Origin of the sequence: Geobacillus sp. YHL, assembly GCF_022341265.1 — a bacterium.
Taxonomy (GTDB): Bacteria; Bacillota; Bacilli; order Bacillales; family Anoxybacillaceae; genus Geobacillus; species Geobacillus thermoleovorans.
Genome location: NZ_JAEIGB010000003.1, coordinates 50,514 through 68,639 on the forward strand (window position 1 = coordinate 50,514; position 18,126 = coordinate 68,639).

19 protein-coding genes are annotated in these 18,126 nt (G+C 53.9%); 10 read left to right on the forward strand and 9 right to left on the reverse strand.

Annotated elements, in window-relative coordinates:
* Positions 1-2 precede the first annotated feature (2 nt).
* The 4 genes from JCR24_RS04655 (at position 3) to JCR24_RS04670 (ending at position 4,868) form a co-directional block, all read left to right on the forward strand.
* Positions 3-770 (forward strand): thiazole synthase, encoded by a 768-nt coding sequence (locus JCR24_RS04655; RefSeq protein ID WP_013146257.1) that lies wholly within the window; start codon positions 3-5, stop codon positions 768-770.
* Positions 767-1,792, forward strand: coding sequence for a thiazole biosynthesis adenylyltransferase ThiF (locus tag JCR24_RS04660; RefSeq protein WP_062898426.1), 1,026 nt, complete (start codon positions 767-769; stop codon positions 1,790-1,792). The genes JCR24_RS04655 and JCR24_RS04660 overlap by 4 nt, the downstream gene beginning before the upstream one ends.
* Positions 1,793-2,312: 520 nt before the next feature.
* Positions 2,313-3,368, forward strand: coding sequence for a transposase (locus JCR24_RS04665; RefSeq protein WP_238980175.1), 1,056 nt, complete (start codon positions 2,313-2,315; stop codon positions 3,366-3,368).
* Positions 3,369-3,596: 228 nt separating this feature from the next.
* On the forward strand, positions 3,597-4,868 hold the full coding sequence (locus tag JCR24_RS04670; RefSeq protein ID WP_238980176.1) for a hemolysin family protein: 1,272 nt from the start codon (positions 3,597-3,599) through the stop codon (positions 4,866-4,868).
* Positions 4,869-4,952: 84 nt separating this feature from the next.
* On the opposite strand, the gene JCR24_RS04675 is transcribed toward JCR24_RS04670, so the two are convergent.
* Complete coding sequence (locus JCR24_RS04675) at positions 4,953-5,165, reverse strand: alpha/beta-type small acid-soluble spore protein (protein ID WP_011230133.1); 213 nt, start codon at positions 5,163-5,165, stop codon at positions 4,953-4,955.
* 289 nt (positions 5,166-5,454) lie between these two features.
* Here JCR24_RS04675 and JCR24_RS04680 point away from each other — a divergent pair, with 289 nt between their 5' ends.
* The gene (locus JCR24_RS04680; protein WP_011230134.1) at positions 5,455-5,697 is read left to right on the forward strand and encodes a hypothetical protein; all 243 of its coding nucleotides are present in this window, start codon (positions 5,455-5,457) and stop codon (positions 5,695-5,697) included.
* Positions 5,698-5,779: 82 nt separating this feature from the next.
* Here JCR24_RS04680 and JCR24_RS04685 read toward each other — a convergent pair whose 3' ends face one another.
* The 3 genes from JCR24_RS04685 to JCR24_RS04695 form a co-directional block, all read right to left on the reverse strand.
* The gene (locus tag JCR24_RS04685; protein ID WP_011230135.1) at positions 5,780-6,892 is read right to left on the reverse strand and encodes an ABC transporter ATP-binding protein; all 1,113 of its coding nucleotides are present in this window, start codon (positions 6,890-6,892) and stop codon (positions 5,780-5,782) included.
* Between the two features lie 128 nt (positions 6,893-7,020).
* Positions 7,021-7,911 carry a PucR family transcriptional regulator gene (locus JCR24_RS04690; protein ID WP_011230136.1) on the reverse strand — a complete coding sequence of 297 codons (891 nt, stop codon included), beginning with the start codon at positions 7,909-7,911 and terminating at the stop codon, positions 7,021-7,023.
* A gap of 239 nt (positions 7,912-8,150) precedes the next feature.
* Positions 8,151-8,339 carry a hypothetical protein gene (locus JCR24_RS04695; protein ID WP_238980266.1) on the reverse strand — a complete coding sequence of 63 codons (189 nt, stop codon included), beginning with the start codon at positions 8,337-8,339 and terminating at the stop codon, positions 8,151-8,153.
* 115 nt (positions 8,340-8,454) lie between these two features.
* Between JCR24_RS04695 and JCR24_RS04700 the strand changes: the two genes are divergently transcribed.
* Positions 8,455-8,856 (forward strand): hypothetical protein, encoded by a 402-nt coding sequence (locus JCR24_RS04700; RefSeq protein WP_238980177.1) that lies wholly within the window; start codon positions 8,455-8,457, stop codon positions 8,854-8,856.
* Here the strand turns inward: JCR24_RS04700 and JCR24_RS04705 are convergent.
* The 4 genes from JCR24_RS04705 to JCR24_RS04720 are packed head-to-tail and all read right to left on the reverse strand — an operon-like array spanning position 8,816 to position 13,472.
* Positions 8,816-9,982, reverse strand: a complete 1,167-nt coding sequence (locus JCR24_RS04705; RefSeq protein ID WP_033024789.1) for a YheC/YheD family endospore coat-associated protein — start codon at positions 9,980-9,982, stop codon at positions 8,816-8,818. The genes JCR24_RS04700 and JCR24_RS04705 overlap by 41 nt on opposite strands.
* Entirely contained in the window at positions 9,976-11,325 is a 1,350-nt protein-coding gene (locus JCR24_RS04710; RefSeq protein WP_238980178.1) for a YheC/YheD family endospore coat-associated protein, read from the reverse strand. The genes JCR24_RS04705 and JCR24_RS04710 overlap by 7 nt, the downstream gene beginning before the upstream one ends.
* Complete coding sequence (locus JCR24_RS04715; RefSeq protein WP_033024791.1) at positions 11,322-12,389, reverse strand: YheC/YheD family endospore coat-associated protein; 1,068 nt, start codon at positions 12,387-12,389, stop codon at positions 11,322-11,324. The genes JCR24_RS04710 and JCR24_RS04715 overlap by 4 nt, the downstream gene beginning before the upstream one ends.
* 6 nt (positions 12,390-12,395) lie before the next feature.
* Complete coding sequence (locus tag JCR24_RS04720) at positions 12,396-13,472, reverse strand: YheC/YheD family endospore coat-associated protein (protein ID WP_011230142.1); 1,077 nt, start codon at positions 13,470-13,472, stop codon at positions 12,396-12,398.
* Between the two features lie 126 nt (positions 13,473-13,598).
* Between JCR24_RS04720 and JCR24_RS04725 the strand changes: the two genes are divergently transcribed.
* From JCR24_RS04725 to JCR24_RS04740, 4 genes are all read left to right on the forward strand, one after another.
* Positions 13,599-14,732, forward strand: a complete 1,134-nt coding sequence (locus JCR24_RS04725; RefSeq protein WP_042381801.1) for a DUF445 domain-containing protein — start codon at positions 13,599-13,601, stop codon at positions 14,730-14,732.
* Positions 14,733-14,803: 71 nt separating this feature from the next.
* Positions 14,804-15,163, forward strand: coding sequence for a YlbF/YmcA family competence regulator (locus JCR24_RS04730; RefSeq protein WP_033024793.1), 360 nt, complete (start codon positions 14,804-14,806; stop codon positions 15,161-15,163).
* A gap of 133 nt (positions 15,164-15,296) precedes the next feature.
* Complete coding sequence (locus JCR24_RS04735) at positions 15,297-16,160, forward strand: Cof-type HAD-IIB family hydrolase (RefSeq protein ID WP_011230145.1); 864 nt, start codon at positions 15,297-15,299, stop codon at positions 16,158-16,160.
* Positions 16,161-16,374: 214 nt separating this feature from the next.
* On the forward strand, positions 16,375-17,880 hold the full coding sequence (locus tag JCR24_RS04740; protein ID WP_238980267.1) for a coproporphyrinogen III oxidase: 1,506 nt from the start codon (positions 16,375-16,377) through the stop codon (positions 17,878-17,880).
* A gap of 37 nt (positions 17,881-17,917) precedes the next feature.
* Here the strand turns inward: JCR24_RS04740 and JCR24_RS04745 are convergent, their stop codons facing one another.
* On the reverse strand, positions 17,918-18,103 hold the full coding sequence (locus tag JCR24_RS04745) for a YhzD family protein (protein ID WP_011230147.1): 186 nt from the start codon (positions 18,101-18,103) through the stop codon (positions 17,918-17,920).
* Between the last annotated feature and the right edge of the window lie 23 nt (positions 18,104-18,126).

The following is an 18,126-nucleotide window of genomic DNA, read 5'->3' on the forward strand; positions in this document are numbered from 1 at the left end:
TGATGTTGAAAATTGGCCCATATGAATTTTCTTCGCGGCTGTTGCTCGGCACGGGCAAATATCCGAGCTTGGACGTGCAAAAAGAAGCGGTGGAAGCATCAGGGGCGGAAATTTTAACGTTCGCCGTCCGGCGGATGAACATCTTTTCCCCGGAGCAGCCGAACTTTTTAGAGCAGCTCGATTTAAGCAAATATAAGCTTTTGCCGAACACCGCCGGGGCGAAAACGGCCGAAGAAGCGGTGCGCATCGCCCGACTCGCCAAGGCATCCGGATTGTGTGATATGATAAAAGTAGAAGTGATCGGCTGCGACAAAACGCTCCTCCCAGACCCGATCGAGACGTTGAAAGCGGCGGAAATGCTGCTTGAGGAAGGGTTTATCGTGTTGCCGTACACATCCGATGATGTCGTGCTGGCGAAGCGGCTAGAGGAGCTTGGCTGCCATGCGATCATGCCGGGCGCCTCGCCGATCGGGTCTGGGCAAGGCATCATCAATCCGCTCAATTTGAGCTTTATCATTGAGCAGGCGAACGTGCCGGTCATTGTCGACGCCGGCATCGGTGGACCGGCGGACGCGGCGCTGGCGATGGAGCTTGGCGCGGATGGGGTGCTCTTGAACACCGCTGTTTCCGGCGCGGCCGATCCAGTGAAAATGGCGAAAGCGATGAAGCTGGCGGTGGAAGCGGGCCGGCTCGGCTATGAAGCCGGACGCATCCCGAAAAAACGGTACGCGTCAGCGAGCAGTCCAACGGAAGGAATGAGTGTTGTTTGAACGAACGGTATTCCCGGCAGCAATTGTTTGCACCGATTGGCGAGGAAGGGCAAAAGAAAATACGGGGAAAGCATGTCGTGTTAGTCGGCGCCGGAGCGCTCGGCACAGGCAACGCCGAAGCGCTCGTTCGCGCCGGCATCGGCAAATTGACAATCATTGACCGCGATTACGTCGAATGGAGCAATTTGCAACGCCAGCAACTGTACAGCGAAGCGGATGCGAAGGAGCGGCTGCCAAAGACGATCGCCGCCAAACGGCGCCTTGAACAAATCAACAGCGAGGTTGAGATCGAGGCCATTGTCGGCGACGCCGGCCCAGAAGAATTGGAAACGATCGCCCTCAAGCAACGCCCTGACTTATGGATCGATGCGACAGATAATTTTGATACGCGCCTTGTCATCAATGACGTTGCCTACAAGTACAACATTCCGTGGATTTATGGCGCTTGTGTCGGCAGTTACGGTTTAAGCTGCGCCTTCATTCCGAACCGCACGCCTTGTTTGTATTGCTTGCTTGAAACGGTGCCGCAAGGGGGATTGACGTGCGATACGGCCGGCATTATCAGCCCAGCGGTGCAAATGGTTGTCAGCTATCAGATGGCTGAGGCGTTAAAAATTTTAGTGGAGGACTGGTCGGCGCTCCGCGGCAAGCTCGTTTCGTTTGACCTTTGGACGAACGAATACGCCTCGATTCGCATTGACGGGGTGAAAAAGGACGGTTGCCCGACGTGCGGACGTCATCCATCTTATCCGTTTCTTTCCTATGAACAACGGACGAAGACTGCCGTCTTGTGCGGGCGCGATTCTGTGCAAATCCGTCCGCCTGCCCCGCGCCAGTACGACTTGAATGAATTGGCGGAGCTGTTTCGCCGCCAAGGGCTTCAAGCGGAAGCGAACCCGTATCTTGTCTCCGTTTCGCTCGGCGACAAGCGATTGGTTGTCTTTCGCGACGGCCGTGCGCTTGTGCACGGCACGAAAGACGTGCAGGAGGCAAAGGCGATCTATTACCGCTATTTAGGTTGAAACGAGGGAAAATGAAATAAGGGCGTCCATTGATGGGAGGACGCCCTTGTTTTGTTCATCAAACTGTCAAAAAGACACCCTTCTCCTCCTGCTTTTCCCGCCGTCAATATGGTACGATGAAAGAGGGGAAGAAAAGGGAGGGGAAGACAAATGGCCGAGTGGTCGGTGACATTCAACATTGCCTCATTGCTTGTTCTTGTGTATTTGATTGGTTCCTGTTGGCTTGAATCATGATGCGCCTCGGTTCATCCGGCGCATTTTTCTTTTTAGTTGTCTGGATTTATATGGAAGGAAAACTCGCCAGCTATAGTCAGTTGGCGAAAAATTTGTTATATTTAAGAATAGGAAGAGAGAAAACGGCTGCTGCCGGTTGCATCGCTCTGTTTCCGCTTAGCGCGGAAAGTGTGGCTTTTACAGATTCGCGAACGAGAAAGCCCACGCTCTTTAGGCGTGGGATGAAAGTGAGCCGTTTTCTTCATATGGAAATGGCATCCTGTCATTGCTGCAAGGAGGTGAATCCATGCCCACGATCACACTAAGGCTGGAACTGCACAAGCCGACGAAAGCCAAACAAGACATGTACGAACGGATGACAGAAGTGAATACCGCGTTTGCGAATTGGCTGTTGAACCATCCCGAGCTGAATCAAGCGACGAGCAAACTGTTTAAAGTGTTTTCGTCGCAGCGGTTTCCTTCCGCCGTCGTGAATCAAACGATTCGAGAAGTGAAGTCCCAAAAGAAAAACCAGAAAACAAAGAAGTTCCGAACATTCTGGTGTTGCTTTAACAATCAAAACCTAAAGGTGGAGAAGAAAGGATCGTTCTACACGGTTTCCTTCCCCACACTGGAGAAGCGAATCGGCGTGCCAGTGGTCACGCGTTCCTATCAAGAAGCGTGGCTGAATCGGCTGCTCGATGGAACCGCCAAACAAGGGGCCGCCAAGCTCTACAAAAAGAGAAAGAAATGGTGCTTGGCGATCGCGATCACCTTTGACGTGAAGCCGCGGCACGAAACAAAGGTGATGGGCGTTGACCTTGGGCTTCGCTATATCGCCGTGGCCAGCGTGGGAACGAAATCGTGGTTTTTCAAAGGGAACCAATGCGCCTTTGTGCGCCGACGCTATGCGGCTTTGCGGCGAACGTTGGGCAAAGCGAAGAAGCTTCATATGATTCGCAAAATCGGCCGTAAAGAGTCCCGCTGGATGAAGGATCAAAATCACAAAATCAGCCGTCAAATCGTGAATGTTGCGCTCGCCAACGGTGTTGGCGTGATTCGGATGGAAGATTTGACAGGCATTCGAAAGCGGGCAACATCGGCTAAAGAAGCAGGACGAAGCCTTCATTCTTGGGCATTTCACCAACTACAAACGATGATTGCCTATAAAGCCGAAATGGTAGGCATTCGGGTGGAGTGGGTGAATCCAACTTATACGAGCCAAACGTGTAAATGTGGACATCGAGAGAAAGCGAACCGAAACGGCATCTGCTTCCGATGCCAAAGGTGTGGATACACTCTCCACGCCGACTTGAATGGCGCCATCAACATCGCCAAAGCGATTTCGGGCTTCGCCTCCTAACCTAGCGCACTGGTCACAGGTGCGCCGCCCATCGGGGTACACTCTAACCCGATGGGACGGGGTGATGACACACCCCTAAACTTGGGCGTTGTCCGAACCAGAAATGGATGAGGACGCGAACGACCCAAGAATCCCACGGCTTTAGCCGTGTGGAGTGTCAAAAGCATGATTCGGCGGAAAAATGGATATGAATAACATCGTCACCATCCATAGGAGTGTGAAGATTCGTTGGAAGAGTGGCCGCTAAGGTTGTTCGGGTGGTTTTTCCTCTCCCTGCTCGCGAATGCACTGTTCGCTTCAGCAGAAGCTGCGTTTTCTTCGGCAAGCAAGGCACGGTTGCGGCATTATGCGGAAGAGCATCTGCACAATAAGCGCCTCCAAGCGGTGATCGGTCAGCTTGACCGCGTGTTGTTGGCGCTTGCTGTGGCCAATCGCCTCACCAGCGTCGTGACGGTCGTGCTCTTTACGGACATCGCCGTTTCGTTGCTTGGGGAACAGATGGGCTTGTTTGCCACGCTGGCGGTGATGACCGTATTATTTGTCGTCTTCGGTGAAATTTTGCCAAAATCGATGGCGAAAGAGCATGCGGAGCAGCTCGCCATCCGATACGCCGGCCTTGCCTATGGGCTGATGAAGTTGATGACGCCGGTTACGGCGTCGCTCCAAGCCTTAAAAGATCGAATCGCCAAGAGGTTCGCCAATGGGGTGGCTGTGCCGGCTGTTACGGAGGAAGATATTAAAGTGATGGTTGAGCTGAGTGAAGAAGAAGGGGTCATCGACAACAAAGAAAAAGAATTGATCCAACGTTCGCTCGATTTTGATGAAATTTTGGTCGGAGAAATTTTCACGCCGCGCGCTGATATGGTGGCGGTGGAAGTGAACCAGCCGATTGAAGAGATCCGCGACGTGTTTTTGGAAGAGAAATATTCCCGCATCCCGGTCTATGAAGGGGATATTGACAACGTGATCGGCATTTTGTCGGAAAGCGACTTTTTCAGCGAGCTTGTGCAAAAGCGGGAGGTGCGCATCCGCGATTTGTTGCGCCAGCCGTTGTTCGTCGTCGAGTCAATGAAAGTGTCCGATCTCCTGCCGGAGCTGCAAAAAAGCAAAGTGCATATGGCGATCGTCGTCGACGAGTTTGGCGGCACCGCCGGCTTGATTACGCTCGAAGATATTCTCGAGCAAATTGTCGGCGAAATATGGGATGAGCATGATGAGGCGGTGAAAACGGTGCGCCAAATCGACGAGCACAGCTTCGAGTTCAGCGCCGAACTGCCGCTGGATGAATTTTGCGAAGTGATGAACATCGACGTGCCAAAGAGTGAATCGCATACGTTGGGTGGCTGGATTTTTGAGATGTTTGAGCGTATTCCAGCCGTCGGCGAAACGTTGCAATATGGATCGCTGACGTTCACCGTCCGCCAAGTCGACAATCGGCGCATTCGCAAAGTGCTTGTCTCATTGAGCCAACCGCTTGCCGAGCAGGCGGGAGGCGCCTGATTCGCTCCCCGTTCCCATATGAAAGCGCCCCGGGCTGACGGCCCGGGGCGTTTGCCATCTATATGAAGTTGTTCGTTAAGGCGGTTATTGAATGTTTCCGAATTGGCCCCCAAGTTGTTGCTGAGCCATGGCGACAAGACGTTTCGTAATTTCGCCGCCGACCGAACCGTTCGCGCGAGAAGTCGTGTCAGCGCCGAGGTTCACACCAAATTCTTGGGCGATTTCGTACTTCATTTGATCAATGGCTTGTTGAGCACCAGCGACTAACAGTTGGTTGTTGTTATTGTTGCGTGCCATCGTTGATCATCTCCTCTTAAAAATTTTTGATGGTTGGGGTGGTTGGATTTGCACCAACACTTCACGCTGCAAGGCGTGTGCCAAGCTTGGCTGAACCCACCGGCCCACCCGCCTTTGGCTTCGCCAGCGTCCCTGTTGCAACGGATGGGTGATTTCGCTGGCGGTACTCATAGTTTGGGACGTTTTTTGCCTGTTATGCATGGTGAGAATATGGGAATTTTTAACGTTTTACCGCCGTCACCATTAGGGAATATGTAAAGATAAGGAACATCTTAGAGGAGGAAGCAGCATGAATGTATGCCCGCTGTGCAACGGGTTGCGCCGGGTGACGGTGTATTGCAGCTACTGCCGGCAACCAATGGAAGATCATGGGAAAGTTACAGATTATTTCGATGACTACAGCCCGTACATGGATGCGGACGTCATGAAGCTTGTCGACGGCTATTTGCGCACGTATACGAATCATGAATGTGTTCATTTGTTTTACTGTCCGACTTGCCATGAGGAGGAAGTGCGTTTTATCAAGGAATAAGGCTGTTGATGGAGTGGAAAGGAAAGGCGTTCCGTTTTTTCAGAACGCCTTCGAATGAATCTATATGAACAACAATGGGGGGTTACTTTTCATCCGCCGCCCGGATGCGCCGTTCCGTTTCAACGTCAAAGAAATGCGCTTTGTTCATATCAAGCGCCAGGTCAATCCGGTGGCCCGGCTTGATTTCCGTGCGGGCGTCGATGCGAGCGACCAATTCTTGGTTGTCGATGCTAAAATAGATCATCGATTCAGCGCCAAGCAGCTCGGCGACTTCGACGAGAGCGGTAACTTTCGTCGCCGGAGATGCTTCAAGGAAGAGCGGTTCGTCGTGAATGTCTTCCGGACGAATGCCTAAAATCACTTCCTTGCCGACATACCCTTGCTCACGCAACACTTTCATTTTTCCTTCCGGAATGCCAAATGATGTTTGGCCGACGACAAACTTGCCGTCTTGCAGCGTTCCACGAAGGAAGTTCATGGCCGGTGAACCGATAAAGCCGCCGACAAAAATGTTTTCCGGTTTTTCGTATACCTCGCGCGGCGTCCCGACTTGCTGGATGACGCCGTCTTTCATGACGACAAGACGGGTGGCCATTGTCATGGCTTCCGTTTGGTCGTGGGTGACGTAAATGGTCGTCGTTTCCAAGCGCTGATGGAGCTTCGCGATCTCTGAGCGCATTTGCACCCGCAGTTTCGCATCCAAGTTCGAGAGCGGCTCGTCCATTAAAAACACTTTTGCATCGCGGACGATGGCCCGTCCCAATGCCACGCGCTGCCGCTGCCCGCCGGAGAGCGCTTTCGGTTTGCGGTCCAAATATTGCTCGAGCCCAAGAATGCGCGCCGCCTCGCGGACGCGTTTGTCAATTTCCGCTTTCGGGAATTTGCGCAGTTTTAAACCGAACGCCATGTTGTCATAGACGCTCATATGTGGATACAGAGCGTAGTTTTGGAACACCATGGCGATGTCGCGGTCTTTCGGCGGCACATCGTTCATTCGTTTGCCGTCGATGTAAAGATCGCCTTTGGAAATTTCCTCAAGGCCGGCGATCATCCGCAACGTGGTGGATTTGCCGCAGCCGGACGGGCCGACAAATACGATAAACTCTTTGTCTTGAATATGTAAATTGAAGTCTTTGACGGCGACCACATTGTTGTCGTAAATTTTGTAAATATGATCAAGAATGAGTTCTGCCATAACCATCCTCCTCATCGCCGAAATCGTTTTCTTGCCATTAGTGTATAGAAAAATAGGAACATTCGTAAATGGACGAGGTGCACAAAAAATGCCGCCGATTTTCGGCGACATGACAAAAAAGCGGGGGATTACGAACGGCGCCGGTGCAAGATAGCCAAATAGACGGCTGCCGCCCCTTTGAACCGTTTGATGTCAACACCAGTTTGCTCCGTCCATTTATCGATTCGATATTGCAAACTATTGCGGTGCATATACAGCTTTTTCGCTGCCATCGAGACGTTTAAGTTGCATTGCAAAAACGTCTCCATCGCCCGCACTTCCTCCTCGTCGAATCCGTCAAGAAACGAGAGGGTCCGGCGGGCTTTCTCACTGACTGCTCCTTCTTCAAAGAGCGGAAGCGGAATGACGTCTTCCCATTCGTACACCGTTCGTTTCGGCCAAAAGCGCCGAGCGGCGGAAAAACACTCTTTTTCAAGGAGAAACGATTCATATAGCCGTTCATCGACGGAGCGGATTGGGCCGATCAATAAATGAATGGCAGTATAAAAATCAGCGGCGAGCGCCTCAGCCATGTCCGCTAACGAAGGCGGCTCCGTCGTCCGCTTTTGTTTCGCTTCGACGATCAGCCCGCGCCGATCTTGTTCCCAGACGATGGCAACCGGGGAGGAAAATAAGCCGCGAACAGCGTCAGCAAACTCCTCTTTGTTGGCGATCGGCCGGCTGGCTGTAAAATGAATGAACCGGCAATACGGAGCAGCGAGCCGAGCGAGCGCGGCTGGGTCGCCGGTTGCCATCCATCGTTTCCATGCCCGCTCCTCTTCGCTTTCCGGTTCGCGTCGGCGCTCGGCGGGGGTGAAAAAAAGCGCCAGCAATCGCCGCTCCTGCTCTGTCAATCGATGCTTGGCGATGCCGATCTCATCGCCATCGGCGGTATAAAACCATTCGTAATCTTCGGGGTGTTCCGGCTGACCGTTGATGACGATGTCCCCTTCATAAAGCGATTCGAGCTCTTTTAGCATCGCGGCGCACCACTTTCCGTCAAGGATGATGTCACGCCGAAGAGGAATCGGCGTTGTTTTCATTATACCAAATCTCCGCGAATGGAAAGAAAGACAATGGATGAAAGCGGGAAAGCCGCAGGATGAACGGGCGGCTTGGCCAACAGCGGTCGTTTCGAACGATCCCTGCCTAACGCATTAGCGGAGAGGCTTCATAAAACAAAAGGCCGACTTTCCCGAGGCGGGAAAATCGGCTCCGTTTACTGGCCGGCTTCGTACGGCGGCTCTTCTTTGACAAGATCGCGCGCTTCCTCAATGTTGACGTCATCGCCGTGGCCGTACACAGCACCTCCGGCCATCCCTTCGTTGATCATGCGGTCGATGTCCATATAGTATTCATCGCGCCCTTCGTACAATGAATCACGGCGCTCGGCTTCCTTTCGTTCCATCATCTCGCCCCTTCCTTTCATCGTTTTTCCTAAAGTTTGTCCAAAATAGGCATACGCTATCCATGCCATTCATATGGATGAAAGAGGACAATAGGGAAGAAAGGGGCGGCACGCGATGATCATGCTGATCAAAAAATTGCTCGAAACAACCGCCGCGGCGGAAGAAAAAGCCCGGCAGCTCGCTGAGATGGAAACGGATGAGGCATGGGCGGTCTATTTGGCTGAAGCCGAGCGGCAGCGTAAACTTTGGCAATACGTGCATTATTTCGTTGCTGGGGCTAACGCCGACGGTCGAGCGGAAAGAGAGCAAAGCAAAGCAGGCGCACCTCGTTGTGATCTCTTGCAAGCCATGGCGGCGGCTGAGTGGGAAAAAGCGATGTTATGCCAGAACGTCTGTCAAAGCTTAAATGGAGCCGCCAAACAAGCGGTTGATGCTGTGTTCCGCCAGGCGCTTCGCTACAGCGGCCAGTTTCTAGCTATGGCGTACGATGAGCGAGCTCGGCAAACAGCTGATTGAGCCTCTCGAGCCGCCGTGCCTCAATCTCCGGCTCATCAAACACCATCGGCTTGGCGTTGATTTCATAAATGTAAAGCTGCTGTTCGCTTCCGACGCCGATGTCGGCGGAAAACTCGCCGACAAAGCCAAACCGTTCGCCAAGGCGTGCGCCGCTCAAGGCAATAAGCCGCTCGAGCGCCGCTTCATCGATGCGTTCCTTGACTTCTTTGTACGGGAGGATGGTTCCGCCATGAAACACATGGGTCGTCACTGACTCGACGTCGGCCGAACGAACACCGATGCCGGTGATCGTATGGCGGCCGTTGTGCCAATGGGCGAGCACGCGCAAATCGTAGCGGCGTCCATTCCACTCGTCCGTTTCAGCCAATGCTTGGGCGATGTAGCGGCCGGACTGAATGAGTGATGCGAGCGCATCGAGCGAGCAGAACCGTTTTTGGCCGCCCGGATATTCGCAAATGGCTTCCGTCTCTGACAAGGCGGTGAGACGAAACAGCCCCATTCCTCTGGCGCCGTCATCCCGCTTCAAGTAAATGCAGCTGTATTGGCGGAGCCAAGCGCGAAGATCGGCCGCTGTTTGGACAGGCGCCGTCGGCAATAGATGCGGCCAGAGCCGGCGGTCGGACCGCAGCGCGTCATAAACGTCCGATTTGCGGAAAAAAGAGCGGTTGACAAGTGGAACGCCATGGGCGCTCAACTGGGCAGCCGCCGTTTGAAACGGCTCGCTTTCTTCTTCTTCGCGGCTTTTTACTCGATTGTAGACGACATCGGGCAGTGGAGCGGCCGCTTCGATGAAACGATGAAGCGTCGGAACGAATAGATATCCGGAGACCGTTTTCTCTCCGATGCCGGCGGCCGCACTGACGACGGAGATGCCGCCGGCTTTGTGGATGGAGCGGATAACGGTTTCAAGCCACGGCTTTTTCCCAGCCAGCAAAGCGGAAAGGGACGAGGCGCTGACCAGCACGCCGACGAGCGGTCCCACCCGTCCATCTTGCTCGCGGACGGGAAAGACGAGATCGGGAAGGACAGCGGCGGGAGCAACCCAGCCGCTGCCGAATCGATAAGGGCCGCCCGGACTGTTGCACACCCACTCGCCGGTGTCAGGACGGTAGCCGATCGTCAGCATGGCCAAAGCGCCTCGGGTTCGGTGATGGCTGTTTTGCTGAGGTGGACGGCGTAAGCGAGCGGCAACCGCGCTGTTCGTTCGTCTGCGTCCTTTAATTTTGGATGCTTAAAAATCGACCGTCCGGGTTTGGAATTGGCTTCAAACATCCAAATCCTTCCTTGTTGGTCAACACCAAGGTCAAAACCGATTTCGCCGATCAACGTTTCTGATGCTTCATCAAGGCAACGGCTGAGCGTAAGGGCGGCGTCAGAAAGACGGGCGAGCATGATTTCGCGCTCGGCGGCATCCGGGAAAATTTCTTCCAGCGTTTTGACGATGCCTCCGCTGTTCATATGGGTCGTGATGCTTTGTTTTCCAGCGATTTTGGCGGCGATGGCGCTCACTTGCCATATGCCGTGTTCGTTTTTGTTAACGTGAACGCGGAAATCAGCCGGTCGGCCGTTGACGGCAAGAAGCGGAACCGCTTGTTGGATGACATAGCGGTGAAGCGGCGCATGGGCGAGCAAATGATGCCACACCGCCATGGCGGTGGGAAACAGCACTGTTTGTATTTCTCCGCTTTCATCGCGGAACCGGCATTCATAGGCGTTTTTTTTCGCTACATGATAAATGCCGCGGCCGAGGCTGCCGTCGGCCGGCTTGATGTACGCTTCACGGTAGCGGGCAAGAAACTGCTCAATGGTGTGCTGCGTCACGTGGGCGGACGTCGCCGGCAAATACGGCTGCGCCTTCGGATGGGCAGCGAGCCGGCGGTAAATGTCCCATTTGTTGAAAAAACACCCGTTAAAGATCGGGATGCCGTAGGTGGTTTGCAGCGTCTTCGTCATCGTTTGAAACGTTTCCTCCTTTTCGACGCGCCGGTTTGGCAGCCGGTTGTAAACGACATTCGGCAACGGCACCGTATGGCGTTCCCAGCCGCGCTCTGTGTAAAAATAGCCGTTCGTCATGCCGTTTTCCCAGTCAATATGGGGCGCGCCAAACAAAAAGGCAAATCCGCCGACTTGCTTTTCTTGCGCCAGCAACTTGGCAAAAAAGAAGCTCCGGCTGCCGACCGGGCGGTGGAGCGACTTTGTGAATCCGGCGGTCAAAATGCCGACAAGCGGCCCGAAGTGAACAGCTTCATCGGTCAAAAAGACATGAACGTCAGCGGCAAATGGGATCGACAAGCATCGGGCAACGTCATGCGCCACAATCACACGGTCGACAAGACGGGGGGAAGAAATGACCCGGCATGGGGTGACAAGGCTGCCGAACGCGGCTGATGTTTGCCTAGATGTTTGGAGCGTGGCGGGAAGAATCACCGTATTTGTTTGTTGTTCGTCAATGATCAACGTGTAGGTCATTGGCTTTTCCCCCCTCTGGCCAAAAACAAGCAATACCGAAGCGGCGCTTCGTACAGTTCGTTTTGTTGCTCCGGGGGCAGAAGATGCGCCACTTTTCTCCCCGGCTTGGAATTGACATCCAAAATCCACACCGCCCCGTTGTCGGTTGCACCAAGATCCAAGCCGATTTCAAACAAAGGACCGAACGTGTGATCCATATAAACTGGCAGCGTGCGGATGATCGTCTCAACGCCATCGAGCACGAAGAGACGTTTTGAAGAGGAAAGGTGGTCGAGCCACTCGGAAAACGGACGAATGTCCGCGCCGGCGCGGACGTTGGCCACCCATGCCCCCGGTCGGCCGACTCGCACGGCCCGCACCCGCTCCACCCAGCGTCCGTTTTCATCCTTTTGCAAAAGAATGCGGAGGTCAAACGGTTCACCCTCCGGGGTCGATAGCTGAAGCAATGGCTGCAGGACATACTCGCCGCGGCGGCTCCAAGAGGCGAGGAGCTGTTCCAGCTCGCTTCGGCGGGCAATGACGGCCTGTTCTTGACCGTGACTGTCTTGGACGGACAGCGCCTTCCCTTTCTTTTGAAAGATGCAAATACCGCGTCCTCCGGAGCCGTGCACCGGCTTGGCGATGGCGGCTTGTTCGCGGCGGAGAAGCGCAAGCACATCATCGGCGCGCTCAAGCCGGACAGTCGGAGGCACGTATGCGGACAAGAGCGGGTGAGAGGAGAGCGCTTCATATACGTCCCATTTGCCCGGCAGGCCATAGCCTAAAAACGTGAGGTCAGGCCGCTGCTTCAACCAGTTCATAATCGGTTTTGCTTTTTTGGACCGCTCATCATTGCCGTAAAAGCAGCGGTCATATAAAAATGGCGGAATGGCAAAGACGGCGTTTGTCCATTCGTTCGTTTCCTCTTGAAAGAGAAAGCCGCGGACGTTTTCCGTCTGCGGATCGATGCCAAGCGGCGAAAAGCGGCAGACGGAAATGCCGTAGCGTCTGGCGCATTTCGCCACCTCAGTGCAATACGTGTGGTCTTGCTGTTCGTCAAGGGTGACAAAACCGAGTGAAAGCAAAACGGTTCACTCCTTTTCCTCCATCAATGTCAAACTATAGTCGATGATCGCCTTCGCCGACGGGCGGACCGATTGGTAGGAAGCGGCCATATCCGTCTGTTTCGACGGCTTCGTATTCACCTCGATGATCCACGGCTGGCCATGGATGTCAATGGCAAGATCAACGCCAAACTCTCCATACAGTCCCTCCGCTTCCGAGGCGAGAACGGCGGCGGATTCCAGTGCGATTTCTTTCAGAAGCTGTTTTTGCTGGAACGCGTCAGCTCTCGTATACCACTTCCGCAAGACATCATTGACCGCCATCAGTTCTCCGCCGCGGGCAAGGTTAGCGACAAACTGATCGGGCGGCGCTACGCGGGCGACGGCGGAAGTGACGCGCCAATCATTGTGGCGGGCGCGATGACAAAGCAGGCGAAAATCGACCGGGCGGCCGTCGAGGGTGCGAAGCTCAAGCCCTTGTTGGATGATCATCGGCGTTCGGATTTGTTGCCGCAAAGCGGAAGCTAAAGCGTCCATCGAACGATATACGGCCGTTGAAGCGGAAGTGGAATGGCGAAGACAAATTCCGTCGTCCGAATGTTGGAGGCAGAAAATCCCTCGCCCTTGGCTGCCATAGATCGGCTTGAGAAAGACGGATGGGAAAGCGTCAAGGAACGCCTCAAGCGTATGTTGACCGCTCCAGAGCGCCGTTTTCGGCAAGTGCGGGTGCAAGTACTCGTGCCGCTCAAAATGGCAGTGCACTTCCCATTTATGCAAAAAGCGATGGTTGAACATCATCCCGTTTTCTTCGGCAAGCCGAGCGAGCAGCTCGGCAAACAAAGGGGAGCGTTCGAGCTTGCGAGAGTGAAGGCGATTGTAAACGACATCGGCTGGAGGCACGTCCCGCTTGCCCCATCCGCTTTCGGTCCACTGATAGCCGACTCCCTCTAAGTAAAGCGCCGGCGAGGACACGTAAAAAAAGAGACCACGCTTTCTAGCATATGCCGCCAATTCCTCGCAAAAATGATGGATGGATCCAAAGGCAGCCCGTTCACTTGTTTCATTGATTTCCGTCAGCACAGCCATCGTTCGTTGTTTGCTCATCGCAGTCCCTCATTTGCGCATTCGTCAGGCAAGCTCTATAATGAACAATTAGGCAAACGTTTATATCGCCATCGTATGATGACGGACGCCGTTTGGTGACAGCGGCGGGGACGGAAGGAGAAGAGGATGGAAACGTTCGTTTATTTGCTGTTTATGGTGGCGGTCGGGGCGCTCATTGGCGGGGTGACGAATTTTATCGCCATCGTGATGCTGTTTCGCCCATATGAGCCGATGTACGTGTTTGGAAAACGGCTGCCGTTTACGCCGGGATTGATTCCAAAGCGGCGGCGGGAGCTGGCCGAACAGCTCGGGAAAACGGTCGTGGAACATTTGGTGACGCCGGAAGGATTGCGGCGCAAACTCATGGATCCGTCCTTTACGGCCGAGATGGCCGAGTGGGGGCGGGAATGGCTTCGAAAGTGGCTTGCGCGCAAAGAAACGCCGGCTGAGTTGCTTGAACGCCTCGGTATTCGCTCTCCCGCCGAGCGGCTCGAAGCGATGGCGGCCGAGCAAGCTGAGCGAGCGTACGAACGGTGGAGCGAAACGTGGCGTCTGCGGCCGATACGCGATGTATTGCCAGCGGAGTTGAAGCAGACGATGGAAGCGCGCGTCGAAAGTCTAGCGGGTTATTTGGCCGACAGGACGCTTGACTACTTTCGCAGCGAGGAGGGAAAGCAGCAGATTTCCAGCATGATCGAGCGTTTTTTCCAAGAGCGCGGGATGGTTGGAAATATGCTGCAGATGCTGCTTGGCAATGTCAATTTCGTCGATAAGGTGCAGGCGGAGCTCGGTAAATTTTTGCGCCATGCTGGCACAAGAGAGGTGCTCTCCCGCCTTCTTTGGACGGAGTGGAACAAATGGTTGGACTATCCGCTCGCAACCGTGGAAGAGATGATCGGCCGCCGGCGCATCGATGAAGCGGTGCGGTCGGCTGCCCGCCGCTTGGTGCAAAGCGGCGGCTGGCTGCATCGCCCGCTTGATGAGCTGATCGCTCCGTACGAGCAACCATTGTTTGACCGCCTCATCCCGCAGGCGGCGGCAACGGTCAGCTGCCTGTTAAGCGACAAAATCGAGGCGATTGTTGCACAGCTTGGGTTGGCGGATATTGTCCGCGACCAAGTGGAGTCGTTTTCATTACGACGATTGGAAGCGATCATTTTATCGATCGCCCGCCGTGAACTAAAGATGATTACGTATTTGGGCGCCTTGCTTGGCGGGCTGATCGGCGCCGTTCAAGGCGTCATTGGCTTATGGCTGTAGGCTGTGGCATATCGCCGTCAGATGGCGCATACGTTAGAACGTGAACGATATTCGTATAGGAGGCTCTTTTTATGTCTGAACCCCTTCATGCGCTCGCTAGACAGCTTGAGCAGGCGATTCGGGCGAGCGAGCCGTTTCAGCAGCTGAAACGGGCATACGAAGATGTCCGCCGAGATGAAATCGCCTATCGAATGTTCGCGAATGTCCGCGACATCCAGCTTCGGCTCCATGAAAAACAGATGCGCGGGGCGGCCATTTTGCCTGATGAAATCGAACAGGCGCAAAAGGCGATGGCGCTCGCCCAGCAAAACGAGAAACTCGCCCGCCTGATGGCGCTCGAGCAGCAAATGAGCATGACCATTGCCGAGGTTCAGCAAATCGCCATGAAGCCGCTTGAGGAGTTGCACCGTTCATTCATGGAAGGAAGATAGGAAAAACACCCGGTCGGGTGTTCTTTTTTTGTCCGTTTCGTCATAGTCATGAAAATGATAAGGAATGCAAAGCCGCCGCCAGCTTGCTGGCGGCGGCAAGAGAGGTTGAGACGGACAAAAGGGGGAGACAGCCGTGTATAAGCTGTTGGCGCTCAACATTGACGGAACGATTTTAAAAAACAACGGCCGCCTGCCGCGCGAAACAAAAGAGGCGGTCGACTATGTGAAGAAAAAAGGAGTTTATGTTACGTTAATCACGAGCCGCAATTTGCTTTCCGCCCGCAAAGTGGCGAAAGCGCTGCGGCTTGATGGGATGCTCATTGCATTCCAAGGAGCGATGATTGCCAGAACGCTTGATGATAGGCTGTTTGACGCCGTGATCCCTGAGGAGCGGACGTTTAATATCGTGCAAATTTTGGAAAATTTCAACTGCAACATCCGCCTCATGCATGAGCGGTATTCGCTCGGCAATCGGAAGAAAGTGAAGAAAAACCTTGTCGTGCAAACGGTTCTCTCCTCAAGCGACCCGTTTTTCTATCCGACTCAATTTGTCGACTCGCTTGGCGATGTGCTGATCGACGAACCGATCGCTGTGCCGAAAATTGATGTATATTTTGCTACAGACGAAGAGAGGGATGCAGCGGCCGCTTTATTGACGAAATCGATTCCGTCCATTGATATGATTATGCAGCCAAACGGAAAAATGGAAATTGTCCCGCAAGGAGTGTCTAAACTCGCGGGGTTGCGCCGGCTGGCTCAACATATCGGCGTATCGTTGAAAGAAACGGTGATGATCGGTGACGGCCTTGACGATTTGCCGGCGATTGAAGCGGCTGGGCTCGGCGTCGCCATGGGGAACGCACCGCTTGAGGTGAAGCGGGCGGCCGACTGGGTGACGCGTTCGAACGAACAGCTCGGCGTCGCCTACATGGTGAAAGAACATTTCCGCAAACAGCAACGGATCGAGTTTTTGCAAAAACTCAAAACGAAACAGTAAGCAGCTTGAGCGGGGAGCGAACCGTGAGCGGACAACTGGCGCTTGCCGTTTTCACGAAAATCATAAAAATGAGGCCGGAGCGAATGTCCGGCTTTTTTAATCTAGTTGGCCGGGCGGGAGTCATTTCCATAAAGTCGGCGGCAAAGGTGCATTCTTCCGCTTGACGAAGGAAACAGCCGTTCAGTACACTGAAAGAAGTTTGAAAGAAAAGGTGATGAACGTGCGGATCGAAATTCAAGGACTGCCGCATCCGGAACGGTTTCAGCGCCCGCTCGAAGTGATGACCGAGCTGTTCTTCGAAGCGCCGGAGCTGTCGTTCGCGCCGCTTCCCGAGGCCGATATGGCCGCTATGTTTTCCGTCAAGGAAGACGGGTGCATCGCTGTTTCTGGGACGCTTCTCGACAAGACGTCCGGGCGCGTTGAGGAAGCGAGTCATGAATGCAGCACGCCGGCGGATGCTGACGGGAAAACGTACGAAAAACAGCTGAAAAACGCCGTTTTGCATGTCTATTTGACGTTGCTTGAGCGTTCTACCGGCCTCATTCAGCCGTGGGGCGTGCTGACCGGCGTGCGTCCGGTCAAGCTGCTTCATCAGCTTTTGCGCTCAGGCCTTTCGAAAGAAGAGGCGCACCGGAAGCTGGCTGAAGAGTATTTAGTGACAAACGAAAAAATCGAATTAATGCAAGCGATCGTGGATCGTCAGCTCACGGTCGTTCCGGATTTATACGATTTGGCCCACGAAGTGAGCATCTATATCGGCATTCCATTTTGCCCAACGAAATGCGCCTATTGCACATTTCCAGCGTACGCCATCAACGGCCGCCAAGGGTCGGTCGACGCCTTTTTGGCCGGCCTTCATTACGAAATGGAGGCGGTCGGCCGCTTTTTGCGCGAGCGCGGCATCCGCATCACAACGATTTACTACGGCGGCGGGACGCCGACGAGCATTACGGCCGACGAGATGGACCGGCTGTACGCTCATATGTATGACGTATTTCCAGACGTCGACCGCGTCCGCGAAATCACGGTCGAAGCCGGGCGTCCGGATACGATTACGCCGGAGAAGCTCGAAGTGTTGAAAAAGTGGCGGATCGACCGCATCAGCATTAACCCGCAATCCTACATTCAGGAGACGTTAAAAGCGATCGGGCGCCATCATACGGTCGAAGAGACGATCAACAAGTTTCATTTAGCAAGGCAAATGGGTATGAACAACATTAATATGGATTTAATCATCGGACTGCCCGGCGAGGGTCTGGCGGAATTTACGCATACGCTCGCCGAGACGGAGCGGCTCATGCCGGAATCGCTCACCATCCACACGCTGTCATTTAAGCGGGCGTCGGAAATGACAAAGAACAAACAAAAGTACAAAGTCGCCAGCCGCGAGGAAGTGCAGGCGATGATGAAGGCTGCCCAAGAATGGACAAAGGAACACGGTTATGTCCCTTACTATTTGTATCGACAAAAAAACATTCTCGGCAACCTTGAAAACGTCGGCTACGCGCTGCCAGGTCAAGAGAGCATATACAACATTATGATCATGGAAGAGCAGCAGTCGATCATCGGCCTTGGCTGCGGGGCATCAAGCAAATTCGTCGATCCGAAAACGCGGAAAATCACCCGCCAGGCGAACCCCAAAGAGCCGAAAGTGTACAACGAGCATTTCGCCGAATATACGGAAGAGAAAATCAATATATTAAAGGAAATATTTGGATAAATAACAACACCCCGGGAACAACCCCGGGGTGTTTTGATTAACGGTGAAATAAAATGAGCTTGCCGCTGGCATTGACGCAACGGTGTGTTTTGTCCCAACAGCCGCGCTCGCGCAGCTTTTGTTCACCGATTTTTTTCGCTTCTTCATCATTGGCTGCTTCAAACGTTTCATCGAGCAATTTTTCCCCGTTGCGTTCAAAAGCGGTCAACGTATACATCGGCATGTCACCATCTCCTTTCTCTGAAT